Raw genomic sequence first — 23,893 nt, forward strand, 5'->3', positions numbered from 1 at the left:
TTATCAAAGTAATGATAAAAAACTCTATGTGCCCGAAATAACGATATAACCGCTTGTTTAATATATACTTTGCCGTTTTCTCAACTTCCCTACCCTTAGGCCATTTAGTGATTTAATAAAATTTTGGTTATTTAATTCAAAACTACCATCTCTAGTGTATTTTATTTCTTCTCCACATCTTAAAGCAAAAAATCCATTACCTTCTATTGCATAATCAAATTCATTTTTGGTTTCTTTAAAATAACCTTGAGCAAAGTTAGTTCTATCAGTTACGCTATATCTAAATTCTCCAGCTTGAGTTTTTATGCTATCAATATAAGAATAAACTAATTTATAACCTGTAGTCATAGAATTTGCTATATTATTTGCATGATTATTAACCTGCCTATTCAAAGCTTCTCTATAGTTATAAATAAATGTATTATTAAATTGATTACCTTTCGGTTGTTCGTTATTAATTTGTCCCATATTTTTAATATAATTATGTTAATATTTCTACCAAAGAGCATAATTCATGCCAAAATTTATTTAGTTTAGTCAATGACATTATAAATTACATAACATGAGCTAAAAAAATTGACACTGCAAAATATCAATGATTACACTTACTAATTGGAAGGTTTAAATTGATAAAATTATGACTAAATATAACATTGTAAATGTAGCTATGAATATATCTATTTGTAGTTTAGCTCCTAATATACAAATAAGTGGAAATAATACAGACTATCAATCAGCACCTAATTATGTTGGTAATAAGTTATGTGATTTTGTTTTAAATAATGATGGAACTTATAACATAACAGATGCAAATGGAATGAATTTTTATTATTCTAACGAAGACTTGAATTGCACCAATTCATATTACCCACTCTGTGATATAGATAGTAAATTATCAGAAAAACATAAAATACTTGATCAATTAAAAGCAGATCCTTCGCATTATTTTATTGGTGTTGCAACATCTCATATAAATAATCTTATAGATCATTTAGAAAAATCAAAAGTACTTAAGATTAATTTGTTTAATTATGATCTATGCTATTATTCTATACAGCATAAAGATTTTAATAAATATCTTACTTTCTACAGCGACGGAGATAATGATGTCCTAAAGGCAGAATTTTCTGATCAAAAAAATGGTGATTTTTCATTATTTAAAATTGAAGATGAAAGTGGTAATTGTGGCATAACAACAACTACTACACTTCTTACTACAACCACAACTACGACAACTACTACTACTATGCTTAACCTAGCTCCTAAGGCCATCGACACTTCAATAACTATTAAAAAAGGAACTGGAGTTAAAACACATTTTGTGGCACATGATCCTGAAGGAGACCCTATTATTTATATAAGATTTAATAATTCATATTCTTGGGTTAGCGATTTTAAGCAAAATGGTGAAGTAACTATCAAACCTGATCAAACAGTTCAACCAGGAATTTATACAATATCTGCTAGGGCGCAAGATTCTCATAATAGTATAGCTACAAAAGAAAGTATTATAACAATAAATGTAACAGAAGTTTGTAGCTTAAGTAATGCAACAGAAGTCTGTGGCTCTTATTCACCTGGTTTAAGTGGATTAGCTATGGCTATTATTCCAATGTTATTATTAGAGTGTGAGATATAATTTATTAAAAATTATTATTAGGTAGTATACACTAGTTTTACATCTATAAATATAGGTAAAGTTATAGATTAATTGTTAGAATATAAACTAAATATAAAGAAAGAGTAGCTTATTAATATTGAATATATTAATACTACTCCTTTTATATTTATGTTTTGAGATATTGATTAACAAAATTAATAATTATCCATCTGTATAATTATACTCAACACATGCACTATTATAGATATTGCTATTACATTGATCAGCATCATATTTCTCATCTATTCTAGTGGTTGTTTGTATATAATCTCTTTCTAATTTTTGTAATGAAAAACTAAAATAGTGGCATGAATCAGTAGATTCAGTCTCAAGAGTACTTAAATATTTAACCATATCATCAGCAGTTGCAAAACTCCTGGTAGAAATTAATTTAGCAGTTATATCAAAAGGAACTTTATAACTATTTATATCAAACCATTTTTTAGAATAATCTTCATGATTTATATCCCTAGATTCAGAAACTTTTTCACTATATTCTAGAAAATGATAAAATCTGCTTACAAAATCTTGATTTATAACTTTTGTATCTTTTGTTACTAGAGCATTTTTTGTATTTTGAGTCATAATATACCTCTATTTACGTTTTACGGCGGAATTATATAATAATTCTTTCTTTTTGTCAAGTTATTTATATAAAAAGCAATCTTTTAGAGTTTTTATTTCAATATAAATGTCTAGATATATTAATCTAATTTTTATTATCACCTACACTTTTAGAATATTAGATATTAACTTACCTAGTGTTTTAATCCCGTATATTATTTCTTCAGGGTTACAATTAGTAAAATTTAGTCTCATTCCATTAATAAATTTAATATCTTTTGTAACTTCAAAAACACTGCTTGGCATAAATGTTATTCCATATTCTTGTAGAGAAATTTTAAGCAATTGATTTGTATCAACTTGATTATTTAATTCTACCCATATAAACATTCCACTATTTGGAATTGTATATTTTGCATTTTTAGGAAAATAATCTTTTAGTGCACCTATCATTATATCTCTACGTTTTTTATATTCATTCCGTAATATAAATAGATGATTTAAAAAACTATTTGTCTCTAAGAAATTTATAATTACTCTTTGAGAGAAGGTTGCAGTGTTTAAATCCCAAGAATTCTTAATGCTTTTTAAAGTATCAATATATTTTTTAGGTGTTATTATCCACCCTACTTTAAGTGCTGGCATAAGAATTTTAGAAAATGTACCTATATAAAAAACCCTATCAGGATTTAGAGATTTTAAAGTTGGCAGTTGATTTTTATAAAATAAGAATCCATAAGGATCATCTTCGATAATAGGTATTTGATATTGCTCAGCTATTGAAATTAACTTTAATCTAGTAGCATGAGACATACTAACAGAAAGAGGATTATGACCATCAGTTATAACATATATAAGCTTAGGTTTTCTACCTTGCTTAAGATATTTATGTATCTCATCCACATCAATCCCTGAATCTAATGTGTTAACTGTTGCTATGTCCAATTCAAACTCTTTAATAGCTTGAATAAAACCAGGATAACTTAGTTTCTCAGCAATAATTTGATCATGATGTTTTAAAAGCATTTTTATCAATAGACTAATACCCTCTTGTCCTCCAGTAGTTAAAAATATTTGCTCTGTATTACATTTCACACCTCTTTTTTGCATAAGATTTACAATATGTGATTTAAGTTTTAATGATGGAGCATTATATTGAAAATCACTTGCAGTTAATTTAGATACAGATTTTTGAATATCTAAGATTGGAAAAAATATAGAAGATGGCAATCCAAGCGCGAATGAAATTTTTATCTGATTCTTATGTATATTGAGGATGTTCTCAATAATACTTTGACTATAGACTAAACTAGCCACGGTTTTTATTTATTTTTATAGATATCTTTTCTACTAAAAGTTTAGCTAAATCGTTTTTAGAAATTTTACCTGTTTCCTCATATCTTTCAGGTGAACAAATTGCGAATTCATTACTAAATTCCCCAATATATTTAGTTTTATTCATAATGATTAAATCTAGATTTTTGCTTTTAAGTTTATTAATACAATTTTGTTTGTGACTTTCACTTTCTAAAGCAAATCCTATTACTAATTTAGGTCTATCTTTATTATTTGAAATATTTGAAACTACATCAATATTTGGTTCAAATTCTAAAATTACATTGTTATTTGTTTTCTTAATTTTTTCTTTAGAGTATTCCTTTATTTTAAAATCACATATTGCTGCAACCCCAATATAAATATCTGCTGGCAACAATTCTAAAGATATATTTAACATGTCTTTAGCTGTGTAAGCTCTAAAAGAGTTTTTTGGAATATCATAATCTACATATCCTGCAATAATATTTACCTCACATCCCTGCTTAACAAGCTCTGAAGCAATTAAAAAACCTTGTTCACCTGATGACTCATTGCCTATAAAACGTACAGGGTCTATTGATTCACGAGTAGAGCCTAAATTAATGATAGCTTTCTTTCCTTTGAGCTTTTGTTTTTTTATAGAATCAAATTCAATGTAATTAAGTATTTTCTCTATTTGTGGATACCTACCAAAGCCTTCATCTCCACAAGCTGTAACTCCATAATCAGGCTCAATCACCTGAAATCCACACATCTTTAATGATTGCAAATTCTCTTGAAGTATTTTATTTTTATACATCTGTGGGTTCATAGCTGGTACTAGTAAGATAGGTGCCTTAGTAGCTGTAATAGATAATAAAGATAAAGAAGAAGCCAATCCACAAGCAAGTTTAGATATAAAATCAGCAGAAGCTGGAGCAACTATAATTTGATCGTGATTTTTTGCTAACTGTATATGTAGCATAGGATCCATATCCTCTTGAAAAATCTTATCTTGTAAAATATTAGCTTTAGATAAACTAGCAATAGTTAATTTAGAAATAAATCTTTCTGCACTATGCGTAAGTATTATATTTAACTCATTTCCTTTATTTTCCAACTCTTTAATTAATTCAATAGCTTTATAAGCTGCAATACTGCCTGTAATAACTAAAAGTATTTTCTTCATATTTTATGTTTATTTTTATAGTTTATTGGATTTTATATTATATTTATCAATAGTTACAATTCGAACATTATTTATCGTTTAATTTGGTTAATTCATTTAACCCTATAAAATTTAATTTAGGTATTGAAATATTAAAAATTTTATCATCCTTATATAATTCAGAAAAACCTCCTGTTAAAATCACCAAATAATTCTCATTATTAAATGCATATTTAGTAATAAAATCAATAAGCTCTTTTATCGCTCCTTTTTGACCATAAAATAACCCTATTTGAATATTTTCCTTTGTTGTGCGTCCTAATTTTAACTGTGGTTTAATAATCTCTACAAAAGGTAACTGAGCAGTCTCTGTTGATAGAACTTTTGCAGATGATTTAATGCCAGGTAAAATGGCGCCAGCTAAGTATTCTTTATTTTTAGTAATAGCACAGACAGTAGTAGCAGTTCCCATATCTACAATGATTATATTTGTATTTGGGTATAATTTAACAGCTCCTATTGCTGTTGCAATTCTATCAGCACCAATTTCAGCAGGATTATTATACTTTAGCTTAAGACCTGTTTTAGCTCCTACTTTTAAAAAAAATGGTCTTATACCAAAATATTTTATACAAGCTGCCCTAATTGAATATTCAAGTGATGGTACAACTGAACAAATTGAAATATTCTTAATATGTTTAAAATTAATATTTTTTTCTGCTAAAATCATTTTTAAAAATATACCAAACTGATCTGAACTCATTCCATCAGAACTATTATGTCTAAATTGTATAACTAATTTATCATCTTTAAAAATTCCAATATGAATTTGGCAATTACCTACATCTATACATAAAATCATTTTTTTACCTCAATATTGTCAATTAATCTAATATTTTCAAATTTAACCGCCCCTAATCTTCTATTATTATATTCTTCAATATACTCTACTTTAAATCCTTTCTGTACTAATTTATTTTTAATTTCATGTGTCGATAAACCAGAGTTAAGTAATCTTGAAAATAAAGATGCTTTTTTTAACCAATAAGGAGATAATCTATTATTCCTAGAACTTAATGGTAAATTATCTTCATTTCTAATTGTTTTACATGGCACTATATCTGTATCAAGTAAAAAGGCTTTAGTCATAGCTTGAACTAATTTTAACTGTTGATAATCTTTCTCTCCAAAATATGCCTTATTAGGTCTGGTAATTAACAACAACTTTAAAACTACAGTTAACACCCCAGTAAAATGGTTTGGCCTATATTTACCCTCAAAAATTTCACTAAAATAATCATTATTAATAACCTTAAAACTAAAATTATCAGGATAAATTTCTTCGTATTGTGGCAAAAATAATACATCAACCCTTAATTTTTCAGCTAAACTTTGATCTGCCACCAAAGTAATAGGATAATTATCTAAATCTTCTTTATTGTTAAATTGTGTAGGATTTACAAAAATTGTCAGTATAGTTTTATCATTATCTTCTAAAGATTTTTTAATTAAACTAGTATGTCCCTGGTGTAAATTTCCCATGGTAGGCACAAGACCAACACTATAGTTATTTAAAGCTTTTATAATTGATTTGATCTCTTTAACAGATTTTACTATTTGCATTTACTATTCTCCATAAGAATGTTGGCAACTAGGAAATGTTTTATTATCGACATCTTTACAGTAGTCATTTACTGATTTTTTTATCAAATCATGAAGATTTAAATATTTCTTTAAAAATTTAGGTTGAAATTTAGGGTCACAACCAAGTAAATCTTGTAGCACTAGTACTTGTCCCGAAGTACTCGAACCAGCACCAATACCAATAGTTGGAATTGATAATGTTTCAGTAATTCTTTTGGATATTTTATTTGAGATACATTCAAGTACTATTGCAAAACAACCAAGTCCTTCTAATTCTTTTGCTGCTTCAATTAACCGATTCGCTTTACTCTCTTCTTTTCCTTGTACAATTTGATTGCCAAATACATTGATTGATTGCGGAATAAAGCCAAGATGCCCCATAACTGGCACTCCAGAATTAATAATATGTTTTATCAATTTTTGATTTCCATTTAACCCTTCTAGTTTTATAGAATTAGCTCCAGCTTTCATTAATTTCTCTACGGCATACATTGTTTCCGTATTTGATTTTCTATAGGAAAGAAATGGCATATCACCAATTATGAATTTATTATTTATACCTTTTTTAACTGCTTTAATATGCATTTCTATCATTTCAACATTAGCACCAATGGTAGAATCATACCCATGCATAACCATCGAAACAGAATCACCAACTAATATACAATCAATATTTGTTTCTGCTAGAATTTTTGAGCTCCAATAGTCATAACATGTAATCATTTTAATTGGCTTTGCTTGTGATTTCATTTTTAAAAAATCATTAATATCCATGATTACCTCCAAATACATTTACAAAAGCTTGATAAATTGAAAAAAATTTGTCATCTTTTAATGCAGATAAATTAAGCTTAATTGTTTTATTATCACCACGAGCTATAGGACCAGTTAATGAACTTTTATGATCAAGAAATAAATTATTAACAATTGAGTTTAAATATAAAAAAGCTGCTTCTTTAGGTATATTTAAGTTTGATTCCAATTCTTTAAATAATTTTGACCACAAAATCGTAGTAAAATTACCACTCATAACACATAATGCATGGTAATATGCTTTTTTATCTTTATGTATAGCATAAACTTGATTTTTTAAAGTGGGAAATATTTCTCTAAAATCATCAAGTTTGGAATCAATGATAAAAGAAATATTCTTATAAGTCTCATAATTATATAATTCACTGCCAAAACTAATTAAAGGGTGTATACCTATAGCATTTTTAAAACTTAAACAGCCAGAGCAGTGAATTAAAATTTTATTAGTAATACAAGGATTTTGATTAATAAAATTTTCTATAAAATCATCACTAATCGCTAATATTATAATATCATTAAACTCTACAAATTTTTTTAGTTGATTGAAATTATGTTTTGAACGAGACCAATTACTAAATTTTAAATTACTTAAATACAAGTAGTGTGATATATGTTGAGATAACCTTCCAGACCCAATAATAAGATACTTAGGTATTTGTCGCATAGATCAAATCCTCTTAACGTTTCATATTAATAAAGCGTCTAGGCTAAAAAATAGTCCTTAGCGCTGCAAGAGAAGGTATCAATATCTAATGATACTGTCAATATTAATTATAATTCAGTATTTAAACTAGCCGAATCAGTAGTAATTGAACTATCACAATAATTAGCTAATTGATAACCTAAAACCGTATATACATCTTCATCTTCTCTGAAAACCATTTCTTGTTTTTTTTCCAATACTAAACCAAAGCCTAAAACCACTGCTTTTGGTACAATACAATTTTCATGTTGATACTTCTTTAACTTATCTCCATTTTGAAATACTTCTACAGGTATCGTAAATATTTTCGTATCTAACCATGGGTACCTAAGTGGTAATACTATTATATCATCTAAACCTAAACAATCATCATCACTCACTACTTTATACTGTTTATTCTCACATAAATCGCTTTGTCTTTCAATGTTTGGATTTAGTAATGATTTCACTTTTATATCATCAGTTTTAATCAATGGGCTAAATTCTGCCAAGCCAGTATATAAATCACCACTAACCATCATATTTTCATTAGTTTTATAATCACTAACTTGACTATCTGCACATTTTATTTTAGCTGCAAGTAAGAATTTTTCTTCCGCTGAAGTAATTTTTTGTTGCAATTTTTTTCGTGTTAATTCTAGAGAATTTGCTTCCTCTCTGATAACATGTAATTCTTTTGCTATATCATTATCAGCATACTTTTCTATTAACTCTTTAATTGCCTTATCTCTTGCATTAGAATCGTTAATTGTATCTAATGTATACTTTATCTTATCTTTTTGTTTTTCATCTAATTGCCTTAATAACTCACTTTCCTTTTTCCTAATTTCTATGATACTATCAGTAAGCTGTTTATATTGATCTGCAATTGATGTATCATGAGCTGTGTCATTTTTTAGATTCAAGCTATATATGACATTACAATATTCAACATTAATATTATCTACTTTTTTATATACTAATTTCTCTATTCCACCGATATCTATCTTTTCATTCTTAAAATCATAATCAGCTAACCAATATAACATATTGTTTACACCAGCGATATCATCTAGTTTTTTATAAGATATCTTGTGCAACATATTTTCTTCAACATAATGATCATCTTCAGTAACATGCTTATTGAACAAATAGTTCAGCATCTGTTTAGGTAACTTAATAGTTTTACAATGATTTTGGTATTCAACTCTTTGGACTTCACATCCATTATCTAATCCTTTACTATCAACATAACTAAGCTCACTACTAATTAACAATTCTATTGCTACAGACCACTCTTTTATCTGAAATTCTTCTTCAGGGTTAGCAGCTTTTAAATCACTAATTATTTGCTCTGTTTCATGCACTAGTAATTTTTGTCCACATCCTAAAATTATTTTTTCTGGTATTTGGCAAAATTTTTGTAATTTTTCTTCTACATCAAGACTCATATCTAATGTAAGCATACCATTATGTAGCCATGGATAATTAATCTTTAATTCAACAACTTCATGATATGAAAAACACCCAAAAGAAACGTTAAAATCTAATTTATTCTCAGTACCATTAAAATAATTTTGAAGATTAAAATGGCTAACTTTAGTTTGTTGAATACAATAATTATTTTCATTACCTTTAGATAATAAACTGACTTTTTCTATGGCATTCCTTACTCGATTGATATCATAATCTATTCTAGGAATCATTCCAGAATCAGCTTCTATATTTTGTTCATTACTCTCTTTACTATCATCAGATAACTTACAGCTCTCAAGGATTGTATAAAAATTTTTCTCTGATATTGTGAAATGTTTTGCACTTTTATAGTTTTGCAAATACTTTACTAAACTACAATATTCGTTGTGTAAAATTATATTTTCCCCATCTTTATCTTTAGCAAATTTACCAATCTGATATACCCATTGATTCAATAACCCATCATTTTGACTTATATCTTTATTTAATAGATAATTTGCTTCTAATCTTAATCCATGACAATTTTCATGACATTTCAAGTATTTATCAGGCCCTTCGTATGAACTAACAATATAATATTTTGTTAACAAATCAGCTGTATTTATAATGTTAACACCTGTGATTAAATTTTTAATGAATCCAATGCTTTTTACTAAATCATTAAATACCCCTAATTGTTTAAAAAATAAATTTAGAAAAAACCCACCTGTAAATATGCTTTCTACTGATGACAAGAATAACAATTTACTTGTTTCTATCTCACTTTGATCAATCTGCCCTAAGTAACATTGCGTTGTTGAAAAAGTAATTTTACTTAATACTTGTCCTGCTAATATTGAAGCACCTAACTGAGGAAAAAGCATCTTAGAAAACCCTGCTCCGAAAAGGCTTGTTAATCCTTGTGTTAAACCATAACTAATACATAATGAACCTGTTGTATCGTCTAATTGCTGTTTTATATAATTACTAATTTGCACACCAGTCATATATATTGAATTTTGTATAGCCAAATCTCCAATTCTCAACATTAATGCTGTTTTATCATTAGCATAAGCAATATAAGGAAGTTGGAAAAAAAAATGCTGAGTACTTAAAAGATATGTAGTGTACTTAATAGTTGGGATTATATCAAAAGATACTATATGATTGTGGAAAGGACTCAATATATTATTGTAGTAATAACTAAAAGTATCATCATTTTCTAATACTTCCTTAGTAAAATATGAAGCAACTGTCAATTTAGATAGCCCTTTTGGTGGAATATATTCATTATGAGATTTGAGTCGATTTACTACATCTTTAACTGCTTTGTGATCTCCTTGAGATTCTAATGCTGCTATACGCTGCAACATATTTGCATAGTCTTGTTTACTATATTTATTATCATCTCTTAAACGCAAATTATTATCCCCTTCATATCTTCCAAACAATTCACCAACTACACCCCTAGCTTTATCTAAATAACCTTCTCCCTTGTGATAAAGGTCTTCCATAAAATATTTTACTAAAGTCCATGCATTACATTTGTCCCATGAAACATTTTGTTTTTTTGTTTCTACACGTGAATTATAAAATGATTCCATAATACCCCCTACAATTGAAATAAATTAACTAAGTAATATCTGATTCACACATATCAGATATTAAATTCTATTTACAACTCTTGATGATGCTGAGATCCAGCCTCATGATTAAATCCAGTAACCTGTTCTAATTCATATCCTAGTACTACAATATAGTCAGGAATAGTAAAGCCTGTTTTTGACATTTCTTTATTAGTATCTGCTGCAGATCTACCAGCATCTCCTTTAATGCTACTTAACAAATTATCATAACCAACTTTTGCTGAAAAAGACGAAGCTACATCTCCAAACTCTTGATTGGCAAAATATGATTTCATATTTATGCCTATAATGAGATTTTGAATAATGTAATGCTTTTGTTGTAAAAATTCTCTACTTCCTAATGATAAAGCACCAGATTCCTCATTTAAAGTCATAGTGCTTTTATTAAAATCTATGTCTTTTAATACACTTTTTGACAACCAATTATACCTTATCGGCACTTTTATTACTGATTCAAATGATATACACGCAGCATCGTGCTTATCATCTGTTCTTTCTCTTGTATAGGTTGATGAAGCTGACCAAAGTAATGTTCCTCCTCCTACAGTTCCAGATGTTTTGGCCGTATTTATATGGGTTTCACTAAATATATAATATATATTATTTTCCATACATTCTTCCAATTTTTCATCTTTATCTAATTCTAAAAATTTATCACGTACTTTTGTTTGCGCTTTAATCATGCTCTGATATGCATCTTTTTTGATCTTATCAGCTTCTTCTTTTCCTGATTGAATATTTGATATAGCTTTATCTTCAATCCATCTCTCTTTTAATAATTCGAGTGCTTTGTTTTTCTGATCACTAGTTTTATCAGAACTTTCTATCTCTCTTTTTTTAGCTAAATAATCCTTATTTAATTGTGTTATACTATCTGTACTATTACTTAATTCAGGCATATTAGGATTTTCAACTATACTTCCTGTTTCTTGAGTAAAAGCTAATTTAGTTTCGTCTTTTATTTTCAGTAATTTAAACACTCTTTCTGCTATATGCTCTAATACATGAGTATTTGAACTTATAGAAGGTACATATTCTCCAAAACCTAAAACTACATCTTCATATCCCATATTATATGTATTCTTCACTTCATCTTCTGCTGCTTTTTTACACTTTAGTTTAGCCCTTAATACCAGTTTTATATCACCTGTAACTCCATATTTTTCTTCTAACTGTATCATCAAATTCTCTGCATTTTCTTCTGCATTTTTTGCCTCAGAGAGTTTTGCTGATAAATATCGATCGCTAAAATTCATAATAAACTTCTTTTTCGCTTCTAGAAATTCTAGCTCTGCTTTTTCCTTATCTTCCTTACTAGCATCATTACTTACTTTAAGTCTCTTTTTTATTCTGTCTATTCCTTCATCTCTTTTTTCTTCTAGCTCATCTTGAAGTGCTGAGTGTTGATGAGCAGCTTCTGTATACTTTGCTACAGCAGCTTGATAATCATCTCTGTCTTGAACCGCCTTAATTTTTTCATCTATTCTTATACTATCGATTAAGTTGCAATAATCTGAATATATATTTCCCTTTTCAACAAATATACCGTCTTCTTTTTCAAAATAACGATTAGCAGTATTAAACAAAAAATTATTTATACTACTAGCTTTACCTGGAAATATAATACTTTGCTGTAAAAAAGAATCAAGATACAATTTTGTCCTTGCTTCTTCTTCTGTGTAAAATTTCTGCATAAATGTAGAAAAAAATACATTTAGCAATTGCTTATTAGATTCTTGAGAATTTGACATACCTACCTACCTCTGATTGTAATTAATTATTAGTCTAATTATATACCCATTACTTATATATTAGAATATTAACAATTGTTATCCTTTCAAAATCTAAATAAAATGTCAATAAGTTATTTTTACTTGCAAATCGGCTTATTATGGCAATAATATATAATAATAAATTATCTCTTATTATAAACTTTATATATAAATTATGACCTAATATGCTTTATTAAAAATAGTTTTATCCTTTTTAAAATTAACTCTTTTAGTACACAAATTATTATATGTATTTAATTAATATTTATAACAAAATATTTATTCTTATTTTTTGTATTTTTTCTTTCAATCCCAAAACTTTAGGTTAATTATACTTCATTGAAACATATATTTTTCTGAATTTAATTTATAATACCCCTTCCCTTTAAGTGGTTTAGGGGTATTATTCTAGAAACAATATCTTATTAATAAGCTTTTTTACAGCTCATCCTTGGCATCACTTCCATTACCACTAATACCAGCACTATCTTTCATCTCCTCACCAGAATCTAAACCTACTGTTGTTGTAGAAGTAGATGAACTAGCACTCTCACCTTTTGCAGTTTTTGCAGCATTTGCAATTGCAATGAGTTCATTACATAGTTGCTCACCTTTTGGTGAACCTAATCCTGTTACAGCATCCCATCCTTGTTTAGCTTCATAATACCCATTATTTCCTTGCGTTATATCAGTAAAACCAACACCTTTTTTTCCTAATTCGTATAGCTCTTTATGAAGATGAATATGCTTAGCTAAGTTATCCCCAAATTTTTGGTTACAACGTGCAAATAAAGCTGCCCATAAAGGAGTAGATAAGCTGGTGCCACCTATAAAAGTCCATTTACCAGAAATTGTAGTAGCATAACCAGTATATGGATCAGCATTAGCACTCACATCAGGAACTCCTAATTTAGCTGTATAACCTTGAGGTATATTAAAATCTGTAGATTTACAAAAATTATCATATTTTTGAGTTGAACTGCTTTGGTATTGAGGAATATTAAAATCTTGACTAAATCCACCTCCACTGCCTGAAATACTGCTTTGATGACCAGATTGAGCTTCAATAAATGTTTGCTCATTACCCCATGAAATTTCCTTTTTTACTTGACCACTACTGCTAACAATTAGTTTAGTTCCACCTACAGCTATAGCATGAGGACTTGAAGCTGGGAAATCTACAGTTAATTCTTCTGTTCTATCATAAGCACCATTATCCCCAGAAGCTGCAAAAATAGTCGCACCTGTTATACTTGCTTTAGCTAAAATATTATTAATCATAGATGATTCATATGACTCAGCACTTCCCCAACTTATTGAAATTATATCAGCCCTTGCAGCAGCCAGTTTATATACTTCATAACCATTCATTCCACTATTTGGAGCAAAGAAGACTAAAATTTTAGCAGCAGGTGCTAAACTATGAACAACTTCAATATCAGACATTACCTCACCATCAGCATCACTTTGTCCTCCATTGTAATTATTTCTTCCTCCAAGGACTTCAACTGCCTTAATTTGATCTTTGCCTAATGCAGCTATACCTATTCCCTCAAAGTATGAATTTCAATACATCAAGATCGTACCCTCCTCCAAATTCGATTAATGCAACTGTTTGTCCTTTACCATCATAACCTTTAGGAAATTGATAATAATCAGCAAATTTATCTGGTGTATACACAGCTTTAGTGCCTATTTCAGACAAACTCATAGGAGGTAATGTTGGTTTAACAGGTTGTGATGGAGGAATTACTGGTTGAGTCGGTTGTGTTGGATAAATTGGTTTTGTTGGCTGAGTCGGATAAGTTGGTTGCGTTGGATCACAATTAGAAGGAGGGCAAGTTACAGGTGGGCAGGTTATAGTAGTAACTTTTCCAGGAGGAGAGTAACTAGTGGGCACTCCATTAATTGGTTGATTATAAGTAGGAAAGCCACTAATTGGTTGGTTGTTTATAGGATAATAGCCATTAATTGGTTGACTTACTGGGTAATACCCACTTGGAATTCCACTTTCTCCAAAACCATTATAATACTGTGCCATTTCAAATTTTGGAGTATTATCAAAGCCAATTATACCTTTAATTATACCATCTAGAATACTTGGAATTGAAATGGTTCCATTGTAAGAAGTGAAATTAACCCCATACATTTCCTTTGTTATAAAATTTATATTAAATGAATTTTTGAAAGCTCCAATTGTACCCATTACTTTAATATCATTATGAAGAGGCTTAAAACCTTGAGCATAAATATCAGTATTTCTTAAAAACTTAAATACTTTGTCTACACTTTCCTCCTGTATTGCATGTTTTTTAGACAAAGATAATATACTATCAAATGTTTCATTACTTTTGTTTCCATGACCATGGTTATTTAATAATTCCTGCATTTCTTTATTGTCATGCAAAACAATAATTGCTTGCAGTGTTGTATCATCATGTGATGGATATGTTTTATGCCATGCATGATGTTTAATTTCTGTATTTTTTAATTCTATAAATTTTGACATTGCAATACCTCTTATATCAATTAGTCATTAAAAAATGTATAAATTACAGGTAAAACTTATGTCAACATTAATATATTGTTAAATATGATCACTTTATGTAATACTTATTTTTTAAAAAAAATATTCATACAAAAGCTAATTTTTATTTAATCAAAGATAAATAAAATAAAATTTTATAATTACTAAATTTGATTTTAAAAATAAAAAATAGAATAATTATAAAAGATTATTATAAGTAGAAAAAACACAACTAATAGTTTGATTTATTAGAGATTATGCCTAATTAACATGATATTCCTATTATGGATAAATTCTTTCATTGTCTTTGATTATATTTATTACTACATACTAATATTTTATTTTTATTATATTTTTAACATAATAATTTCTTGATTTATAAATTATAAAAGCCCATGATTTATGGGCATTAATTAATAAGATGGAGGTGACATAAAAATGTTTAATAACTATAATTTAAGTTATGTACAAGATTATTTATTCAGTAATTTTGACAACTATTCAAGCAATATAAATAAATATGACGCTATAATTCTTGGAATTCATGCAGTCAAATTTTCATTTGCTGTTTCAAATATATTTCATTTAGTAAGAGGTGGTCATTTTATGAATGCACCATATCAATATACTATATTTACTGGGATAAGTATATCAGATGATATATTTGCTATTTACAGACAATTGTCAAAAATTTCATTTGGAATTTATGATGGTATTGTTACTACTGCAAGTGTATCAGTTACAACAGCAACTTCTATTGCATTGGCTCACAATGCAAAAGATCAAATCGATGAAGCATTAACTAAAGTAAGAAGTAGTTTGAAGGAACATAAAGATTTTCTTGATGGAGCTGATAAATTTGACCCATCTAAACTTGTTAAATCTAGTGGTGCTAAAACAACAGAATTTCAAGACTCTAGCTTAAAAATACAAGAAAAAATACAAGAACAAATATTAGAATCAAAAAGCGAGATACAAAAACATAGGAAGTCAAGATTATGTAACCTTTCTTCTAACTAATGGGGCAACTATAGCTCAAATGAATGAAATAATTGAAAAAGAAGGATTTAACTTTGAGTTATTAAAACCTAAGGCTATTACAGTTTCTGTTAATGCTTTCATGTGCTTTGGTTACGGCATATACATACATCCAAAATTACCAGCATCAATGATAGGAAATGAAAAAACAGCTGCAAGCATAAAAGTAGGTATACAAACAGTTGCATCAATAGTAATTACATCAACTTTTACATTTGGTGGTAAGCTATATGACGTAGCTTATGATACATTATTTAATAAAAATGAAGATGCAGATAAAGATACATCAACAAAAAAAGAGCATAGTACAGAGAAAATAGCTGAGGAAATTAAAACATGAAGATTAATTACATGATCATGGGGAATTATAATTTTACAAATTAAAATAAGTGAGTTTATATAGTATATAGCTCACTTTAATTAGAATATTTTTTTGCAGTTTTATTAGGATTTTTTAATAATAATAATGGCATTAAAAATATTATACATATCATCATAATTTTAAAATTATCAATATATGATATAGTTTCAGCTTGTATATTAATATTTTTATCAATAATCATATCCATTGCATCCTTACTATTTAAAAATTGTGGTGAATAATGCTGTAAAATCCAAAATTTACTTTTGTTAATAGATTCAGCTAAATATGAGTGATTAATTTGAATATTTCTAACTAATAAAAAAGTAACAATAGATACTCCTACACTACTTCCTATATTCCTCATCAAGCTAAAAAATGCACTTGCTTCATTTCTATTTTCATTAGCAATGGTTGAAAATGCTATAGTACTTAGTGGTACAAATATAAAACCTATTCCTAATCCATTTATTATTCCACTAAAAATAATCATTTCTTTAGGTACAAATGTCGAAAAATTAGATAATTGATATAATGCATAAATCATTAATAATAGGCCAACAGTAACTATTAACCTAGAGTCAATTTTATTAATTATTTTTCCAACTAACATCATTGCAAACATTGAACCAACTCCTCTTGGTGCGATTAATAACCCAACATCAAGAACTGTATATCCCATTAAATCACCTAAAAAAGATGGTAATAATGATAAGGTAGACATAAATACTATAGATATAACAGATATTATAATAGTGCTTAAAATAAAATTTGAATCTTTAAATAATTTATAACTAATAAAAGGTTTGCTTGAATAAATATTACTAATAATAAACATCCATAATGAAATAATCATTAAAGCAAAATATATAATAATCTCATGTGAATTAAACCAATCTAAATTTTGCCCTCTATCTAAAAATAATTGTAAAGATGCAATAGATATACTGAGTAAGCTAAATCCAATAAAATTAAAGGATTTTTTTATAATTTTTGATTCAGGTAAACAATATATAATACCAAAAGATGATATTATACCTAAAGGAACATTAATATAAAAAACCCATCTCCAATTATAATATTCTGTTAAATATCCACCAACAACAGGACCAATTATTGGACCAATCATAACTCCAACACCCCAAATCGCCATTGCAGAACCATGTTTTTCTTTAGGATTTATATCCAATAATATAGAACAAGAAAGTGGCACTAATGCTGCACCAAAAATTCCTTGTAATATGCGAAAAATAACAATTTCTATTATAGAAGTTGATAAGCCACATAGTGCAGAAGAGATTGTAAATCCAATAACGGAGATCAGAAATATTTTTTTTCTTCCAAAACGATCTGCTAGCCAACTTATTGGCTGAGTCATAATTGCTGCTGAAATAATATACGAAGTTAAAATCCAAGAAATTTGATCTTTACTAGCAGATAAACTACCTTTAATATGAGGTAATGCAACATTAGCTATTGTCATGTCCATCACTTGCATGATTGTTGTAATCATAATAAATACAGTGATTAAGACCTTATTAGAGTTCTTATTACCTTGACTATTATTTTGTGTCAATTTTGACATATACACTCATTCCAGATAGTAAATTTAAATTAGTTGGAATACTATCTTTAAATTTTAAAATAACCTTAACTCTTTGAACTACTTTCACCCAATTTCCAGAACTATTTTCTGCAGGTAATAATGAAAATTCTGAGCCACTTGCAGGCGTAATACTAAATACCTTTGCATTAAATTTTTTATCTGGGTATGCATCAACTTCAATGACTGCATCTTGATTAAGTCTAATATTTTGAAGATCGGTTTCTTTAAAATTAGCTTCTATCCATAAATTTTGACTATTAATAATTGAAAATAATGGAGCTCCAACATTAATATATTTTCCTGGTAATAATGTAAAATTAGCTATTATACCATCAAATGGTGCTTTTATTTCAGTATGCTCTAGATTTAATTCTGATTTAGACACTTCTGTCAACGCTTCACTGTAATAAGAATACTCATTTATTTCTAAATTAGGATCATTATCTAATTTAGCTTTGGTTTCCTGAATCACTTTCTCTATTACTTTTTTTTGGTTAATGGAAGAATCTAAATTGTGCTTGGCATTATCCACTTCCTTACCAGATGTAGCCCTCTTCTTTTTTAATTGAAGCTGTCTTTTATATTCTTTATCAAAATAAGAAATACTTTCTTTAACTTTATCTAATTCAGCAATATTTTGCTGATATAATGCTTTCATACTATTAATATAATCTTTAACTTTTCTTAAATTTGCTAAAGAATTTTCTAATGCAATTTTATAAGACAAATCATCAATTTTAAACAAAATTTGGTCTTTTTTTACATGGGAATTATCATTTACAAATATTTCTTTTATTTTACCCTGTACTTCTGAGCTAACTGAAATTTTTCCTGATTTAATGTATGCATCATCAGTATAAATATATCTATTATTAAAAAAATAAAAATATATGCCAGCTAAAAATATTAAAACTGGAAGTAAAATTAAAATTAATAACTTTTTAGCTGAAGTCTTTTTATCCTTCAGTTTTATTTTAGTATTCATCAGTTAATTAAATTATACTACCCTACTTAACTATCAAGCTATAGAAATAAAATATATAAATCAAATAAAAGTTATAAGTTATAATAAATTAATATAACCAAGAAATAAAAATATAGTATAATGGAATACCAAATATAATATTAAATGGAAATGTTACTGATATAATGACATTGGAACATATATACCAGGCTTAGCTTCAGGAAGGGCTAATTTCATAGCAGCAGGAACCGCAATATAAGAAGCGCTTGCGCATAAAATTGTAAATAAAGCTTAAATTAAAAAATTATCTGGGAGCACTTTTTCATAGTTATAGAATTTCTACAAATAGAATTTGTTAAATAATAATCTAAAGCTTTTTCATCAATTTTATCTTGAAAAAAAGAGGTTTGTTTTAATGAGTTTTTAAAAATATTATCATTATTTTTTAATTCTGTATTTATAAATACAGGATTTACTTTTGAGATTTTTTTTCTAATTTCATTAAGAGTAGAGTATTGTAACTTTACACCAGTCAAATTTGCTAAATCTAAAATGATTTGCCAATCTATTTTTGCCTTTCCAAGCTTATCAATTGCTGCAAATGTATTTTGCACTCTTCCTTCTAAATTAACATATGTAGCATTTTTTTCAGTAAATGCTGGTGCAGGAAGAATAATATCAGCTACTTCAGCAGCCTTATCTCCATGATGTCCAATATATATAACAAAAGCATTTTTATTTATTTTATTTAAATTAATTTCATCAGCACCAAATAAAATAATAACTTCACATTTTTTTAAAATTTCATTAGTAGTCATGCCATCTTTATTTGGTACAAAATCAATATCTAATCCCCCTACCCTTGAAGCTGCAGTATGAAGAATGTTATATCCATTCCAATCATTACTAGTATAATTATATTTATTAACTAATTTATTAATAAAATATTCATAAGCTTCATAATCTTCTTGTGTAGTTAAATGCTCTCCAAAAATAAGCATTGGCTTTTTAGCCTTTTTTAAATCTGTACATATAGGATGTACACCATCAGCAATTTGTTTTAAAATCCAAGGATTGTCTCCTAAATGCTTATATGGGTAAGTTAAATTATTATTATTTCCAATAACCGCAATAGATAGTTTATTATTTAAGTATGCTTTCCTAATTCTTGCATTTACCATTGTTGCTTCATGCCTTGGATTACAACCAATAAGCAAGCAATGATCAGCTTCCTCAATACCTTTTATTGTTGTGTTAAATGTATATTGAGCTCTATTTTTATTTGATAATTTACTTCCATTTTGTCTGCAATCAACGTTATAACTACCTAATGCTTTAAGATAGTCTTTTACTACAAACATAGTTTCTACATCAGTTAAATCGCCTGCTATTGCACCTATTTTTTCAGCTTTTGTTTTCTTTATTCTTTTAGCCAATATGTTTAAAGCAATTTCCCAACTAGTTTCTTCCAATTTATTTTTCTGTTTTATATATGGTCGATCAAGTCTTTGATATTTTAATCCATCATAAAAGAACCTTGTTTTATCAGAAATCCACTCTTCATTAATATCTTCATTAGTATAAGGTAATATCCTCATCACCTCATTGCCCCTAGTATTTATAATAATATTTGATCCAACTGCATCCATAACATCTATTGATTCAGTCCTATGCAGTTCCCAATTTCTTGCCTTAAATTCATATGGCTTTGATGTAAGTGCACCTACTGGGCATAAATCTATAATATTTCCAGATAATTCAGATTTTACTCCACCTTCTATATAATTTGTAATTTCAACATCTTCCCCTCTTCCAATGCCACCTAATTCATAAGTTCCTGCAATATCCTCAATGAATCTCACACATCTCGTACAATGAATGCATCTTGTCATATGGGTTTGAATTAATGGACCAAAGTCTTTATCCTTAACAGCACGTTTTTCTTCTTTATATCTACTTTCAGGTTTCCCATATTTCATTGCTTGATCTTGCAAATCACATTCACCACCTTGATCACATATTGGGCAATCTAATGGATGATTAGCAAGCAAAAACTCCATCACACCTTCTCGAGCTTTTTTAACAAGAGGCGTATTGGTGTGAATTACCATTCCTTCCATAGCAACTTGTGCACAACTTGCAACAGGTTTTGGTGCTCTTTCCATTTCCACCAAACACATCCTACAATTACCTGCGATTTTTAACTTATCATGATAGCAAAATCTGGGAATCTCTATCCCAGCTTTTTCACATGCTTGAATAACTGTAAAGCCTTCAGGCACTTCAATTTCTTTGTTATTAATCTTTAACTTTGGCATAAGTGTATGTAGATATGTGTTAAATAACTATTTAATGAAAGTTATACCATAAGAATTTTGTATCTTCTATTAATAAATAATGCTCAAATGCTATTTTATATAATGGCTATTTGTTATTAATACTTTTTGTAGAACAGTTTTCTTTTTTAACAATACTTTCTTTTCAAAGTATATCTATCAATAAATTTAACACTTATATAACAGCCAGTTAATAACCAAGTAAAAAAATACTCTCATATCATATCTTAAGTAAAACTCTTAACAGATTATATATTTATGTAACAAAGTTGGTTGATGTGCATTGTCCACACGATTATTCAGTCTTTTGTAACTCCTATGTTCAGTTTTAACCCACATTACCTTAATTGGCTTTATATAACTCTTTAATTTATCTGTAACAATGACTCTTGGTATTCGATATTATTGCATTAATCTTGATCAAAGCGTATTGCTGACTTTTTATTACGGCGCTTCTGTAAAAATACATCTAACTCATATCCCTCTGAGTCTACAGCCCTCCATAATATATAATATTCTACTTTTAACTTGACAGCGCCTAATCCAAATAATATCATTAAAAATAAAAAAGACTTGACTATTTATATTATTTTCGTATAATGCCGCCAAATTTAAAAGTATATAAACAAGGGGTTAAAAATGAACTTACAAAGTGCTATAAAAATAATTAAAGATGCAACTGTATCTCACACTATTTTTCTGAGTGACAATCAAATAGGAGATGATGGTGCAATAGGTTTGGCTGAACAACTAAAAGAGGCAACTGTATCTCACACTATTAATCTGAGTTATAATAATATAGGAGCTGATGGTGCACGGGATTTGGCTGAACAACTAAAAGAGGCAATTATATCTCATAATATTGATCTGAGTGGTAATAATATAGGAGATCAAGGTGCAATAGGTTTTGCTCAACAACTAAAAGAGGCAACTGTATCTCATACTTTTTGTCTGAATAGCAATAATATAGGAGATGATGGTGCAAAAGGTTTTGCTTTCCATTTAAAAGAGGCAACTGTATCTCATACTTTTGGTCTGAATTATAATGATATAGGAGATGATGGTGCAATAGGTTTGGCTGAACAACTAAGAGAGGCAACTGTATCTCACACTATTGCTCTGAGTGGTAATAAAATAGGAGCTGATGGTGCAATAGGTTTGGCTTTCCATTTAAAAGATGCAACTGTATCTCAGGTTACTTTACTGGATTTTAATCAAATAGGAGATGATGGTACAATAGGTTTGGCTGAACAACTAAAAAAGGCAAAATTCTCTCATACTATTGATCTGAGTAGAAATAATATAGGAGATCAAGGTGAAGGTTATCTAAAAAATATGATAAAAAATAGTAAGTTTCCCTCTTATATCTTAGGTATAGAGAGTTTAGATGAGGTAATACAGAATAATGATGCAATTTTATCTATTCGGAATCCTGAAAATTTTCAATTAAAGATCGAAGAAATATTCGGAACTTCACTTGCTATTCCTGAACTAACATCTATGCCTGAGGATATAAAATATTTAGTAGCTCAACATCTAGGAAATCAAGAAACAAATCACATTAATCTACAATATTTACAAGATAAAATACATCATGATACTATGGATATGCAACTTTCATCAATGATAATCATAGAGAATTTGCCATTCCTAATTCCTAAGTTGCTAAGAGATTCTATATCTGAATATGTTGATATAAAGCATTTGCAATATAGTTTAGAGTGTGTAGTAGCAATAAAATCTTCTTTAAATTGGTATGAAAAGGTAGACTCTTGGTATGCACCAATAGTGAGGGGCTCTTTCTTTATTGCAAAAGATTTTTTTGTTCAAAGTTATTATGGAAAGCTTAATAGTATGAGATATTTTAAGGAAATTCAAGAATTCATGCCTGAGTTTATGGGACATAAGGAGCAAAGCTTGGTATTAGACATGTTATTTGGAGCTTCTATATCTATGGCGTCTGGCTCTCCAATGACCTCAATGCTTCCTTATTTCTTGAGCTCAATAAGCAATTATTTTGAATTAGAAGAGAGCTATAGTAGTAAAATGATAGGAGGTGGTGCAAGTTTGGGATTATCTTATTTAATAAATGGAGCTAATAATGATTATGCAGCACACATATCAAGCGCAATAAGTGGAGCTTATACAGCTCAAATGTTATCGAGTATTAGAGCTGTAAAAGGAATATTACCACAGGATGATAAAGAGGATGTATATACATATACAGATAAAAATACACAAGAGACTGATACTGTCTTAAATGTCAATATAAAAAATCTAAAATACTTATTATTAAATTATCGATTAATATTAGGATTAAAAACAGTTTTATTCTTCAGTATTGCAAAAATAATATGCATT

Annotated in this window: 21 protein-coding genes; 4 read left to right on the forward strand and 17 right to left on the reverse strand. The window is 28.1% G+C overall.

The window, feature by feature from the left end; all coding sequences use genetic code 11:
• Positions 1 to 57: 57 nt before the first annotated feature.
• Positions 58 to 468, reverse strand: coding sequence for a flagellar hook-basal body complex protein (locus h2es_RS06865; protein ID WP_154512583.1), 411 nt, complete (start codon positions 466 to 468; stop codon positions 58 to 60).
• A gap of 169 nt (positions 469 to 637) precedes the next feature.
• Between h2es_RS06865 and h2es_RS06870 the strand changes: the two genes are divergently transcribed.
• Positions 638 to 1,639 (forward strand): PKD domain-containing protein, encoded by a 1,002-nt coding sequence (locus tag h2es_RS06870; protein WP_154512585.1) that lies wholly within the window; start codon positions 638 to 640, stop codon positions 1,637 to 1,639.
• 183 nt (positions 1,640 to 1,822) lie between these two features.
• Here h2es_RS06870 and h2es_RS06875 read toward each other — a convergent pair whose 3' ends face one another.
• From h2es_RS06875 to h2es_RS06925, 11 genes are all read right to left on the reverse strand, one after another.
• The gene (locus h2es_RS06875; RefSeq protein WP_154512587.1) at positions 1,823 to 2,245 is read right to left on the reverse strand and encodes a hypothetical protein; all 423 of its coding nucleotides are present in this window, start codon (positions 2,243 to 2,245) and stop codon (positions 1,823 to 1,825) included.
• A gap of 141 nt (positions 2,246 to 2,386) precedes the next feature.
• Positions 2,387 to 3,541, reverse strand: coding sequence for an aminotransferase-like domain-containing protein (locus h2es_RS06880; protein ID WP_154512589.1), 1,155 nt, complete (start codon positions 3,539 to 3,541; stop codon positions 2,387 to 2,389).
• Positions 3,534 to 4,709, reverse strand: coding sequence for a bifunctional phosphopantothenoylcysteine decarboxylase/phosphopantothenate--cysteine ligase CoaBC (coaBC, locus tag h2es_RS06885; RefSeq protein ID WP_154512591.1), 1,176 nt, complete (start codon positions 4,707 to 4,709; stop codon positions 3,534 to 3,536). Before coaBC ends, h2es_RS06880 begins: the two co-directional genes overlap by 8 nt.
• 67 nt (positions 4,710 to 4,776) lie before the next feature.
• Entirely contained in the window at positions 4,777 to 5,550 is a 774-nt protein-coding gene (locus h2es_RS06890) for a type III pantothenate kinase (protein WP_154512593.1), read from the reverse strand.
• The gene (panC, locus tag h2es_RS06895) at positions 5,547 to 6,311 is read right to left on the reverse strand and encodes a pantoate--beta-alanine ligase (RefSeq protein ID WP_154512595.1); all 765 of its coding nucleotides are present in this window, start codon (positions 6,309 to 6,311) and stop codon (positions 5,547 to 5,549) included. Before panC ends, h2es_RS06890 begins: the two co-directional genes overlap by 4 nt.
• Before the next feature lie 3 nt (positions 6,312 to 6,314).
• Positions 6,315 to 7,106: a 3-methyl-2-oxobutanoate hydroxymethyltransferase gene (panB, locus tag h2es_RS06900; RefSeq protein WP_154512597.1), complete on the reverse strand. Its 792-nt coding sequence runs from the start codon at positions 7,104 to 7,106 to the stop codon at positions 6,315 to 6,317.
• Positions 7,096 to 7,809 (reverse strand): DUF2520 domain-containing protein, encoded by a 714-nt coding sequence (locus h2es_RS06905; RefSeq protein WP_154512599.1) that lies wholly within the window; start codon positions 7,807 to 7,809, stop codon positions 7,096 to 7,098. The genes panB and h2es_RS06905 overlap by 11 nt, the downstream gene beginning before the upstream one ends.
• A gap of 107 nt (positions 7,810 to 7,916) precedes the next feature.
• Positions 7,917 to 10,886: a coiled-coil domain-containing protein gene (locus h2es_RS06910; protein ID WP_154512601.1), complete on the reverse strand. Its 2,970-nt coding sequence runs from the start codon at positions 10,884 to 10,886 to the stop codon at positions 7,917 to 7,919.
• A 71-nt stretch (positions 10,887 to 10,957) separates the two neighbouring features.
• Positions 10,958 to 12,679 carry a hypothetical protein gene (locus h2es_RS06915; protein ID WP_154512603.1) on the reverse strand — a complete coding sequence of 574 codons (1,722 nt, stop codon included), beginning with the start codon at positions 12,677 to 12,679 and terminating at the stop codon, positions 10,958 to 10,960.
• Between the two features lie 459 nt (positions 12,680 to 13,138).
• Positions 13,139 to 14,248 carry a S53 family peptidase gene (locus tag h2es_RS06920; RefSeq protein WP_326845024.1) on the reverse strand — a complete coding sequence of 370 codons (1,110 nt, stop codon included), beginning with the start codon at positions 14,246 to 14,248 and terminating at the stop codon, positions 13,139 to 13,141.
• 4 nt (positions 14,249 to 14,252) lie between these two features.
• Positions 14,253 to 15,209 (reverse strand): protease pro-enzyme activation domain-containing protein, encoded by a 957-nt coding sequence (locus tag h2es_RS06925; protein WP_154512607.1) that lies wholly within the window; start codon positions 15,207 to 15,209, stop codon positions 14,253 to 14,255.
• 456 nt (positions 15,210 to 15,665) lie between these two features.
• Between h2es_RS06925 and h2es_RS06930 the strand changes: the two genes are divergently transcribed.
• On the forward strand, positions 15,666 to 16,247 hold the full coding sequence (locus tag h2es_RS06930) for a hypothetical protein (RefSeq protein WP_154512609.1): 582 nt from the start codon (positions 15,666 to 15,668) through the stop codon (positions 16,245 to 16,247).
• Positions 16,248 to 16,266: 19 nt separating this feature from the next.
• Entirely contained in the window at positions 16,267 to 16,605 is a 339-nt protein-coding gene (locus h2es_RS06935) for a hypothetical protein (protein ID WP_154512611.1), read from the forward strand.
• A 76-nt stretch (positions 16,606 to 16,681) separates the two neighbouring features.
• Here the strand turns inward: h2es_RS06935 and h2es_RS06940 are convergent, their stop codons facing one another.
• From h2es_RS06940 to h2es_RS07750, 5 genes are all read right to left on the reverse strand, one after another.
• Complete coding sequence (locus h2es_RS06940; protein ID WP_154512613.1) at positions 16,682 to 18,211, reverse strand: DHA2 family efflux MFS transporter permease subunit; 1,530 nt, start codon at positions 18,209 to 18,211, stop codon at positions 16,682 to 16,684.
• On the reverse strand, positions 18,189 to 19,217 hold the full coding sequence (locus tag h2es_RS06945) for an HlyD family secretion protein (RefSeq protein ID WP_154512615.1): 1,029 nt from the start codon (positions 19,215 to 19,217) through the stop codon (positions 18,189 to 18,191). The genes h2es_RS06940 and h2es_RS06945 overlap by 23 nt, the downstream gene beginning before the upstream one ends.
• 153 nt (positions 19,218 to 19,370) lie before the next feature.
• Positions 19,371 to 19,475, reverse strand: coding sequence for a sodium-dependent bicarbonate transport family permease (locus h2es_RS07985; RefSeq protein WP_369122808.1), 105 nt, complete (start codon positions 19,473 to 19,475; stop codon positions 19,371 to 19,373).
• A gap of 17 nt (positions 19,476 to 19,492) precedes the next feature.
• Positions 19,493 to 21,514 carry an NADH-quinone oxidoreductase subunit NuoG gene (gene nuoG, locus h2es_RS06955; RefSeq protein WP_154512617.1) on the reverse strand — a complete coding sequence of 674 codons (2,022 nt, stop codon included), beginning with the start codon at positions 21,512 to 21,514 and terminating at the stop codon, positions 19,493 to 19,495.
• Positions 21,515 to 21,942: 428 nt separating this feature from the next.
• Positions 21,943 to 22,089, reverse strand: coding sequence for a DDE-type integrase/transposase/recombinase (locus h2es_RS07750; protein WP_230204294.1), 147 nt, complete (start codon positions 22,087 to 22,089; stop codon positions 21,943 to 21,945).
• A gap of 82 nt (positions 22,090 to 22,171) precedes the next feature.
• Between h2es_RS07750 and h2es_RS06965 the strand changes: the two genes are divergently transcribed.
• On the forward strand, positions 22,172 to 23,893 hold a 1,722-nt coding region (locus h2es_RS06965; RefSeq protein WP_230204295.1), incomplete at its 3' end, for a leucine-rich repeat domain-containing protein.

The organism is Rickettsiales endosymbiont of Trichoplax sp. H2 (assembly GCF_009690945.1).
In the GTDB taxonomy this organism is placed as follows: Bacteria; Pseudomonadota; Alphaproteobacteria; order Rickettsiales; family Midichloriaceae; genus Aquirickettsia; species Aquirickettsia rohweri.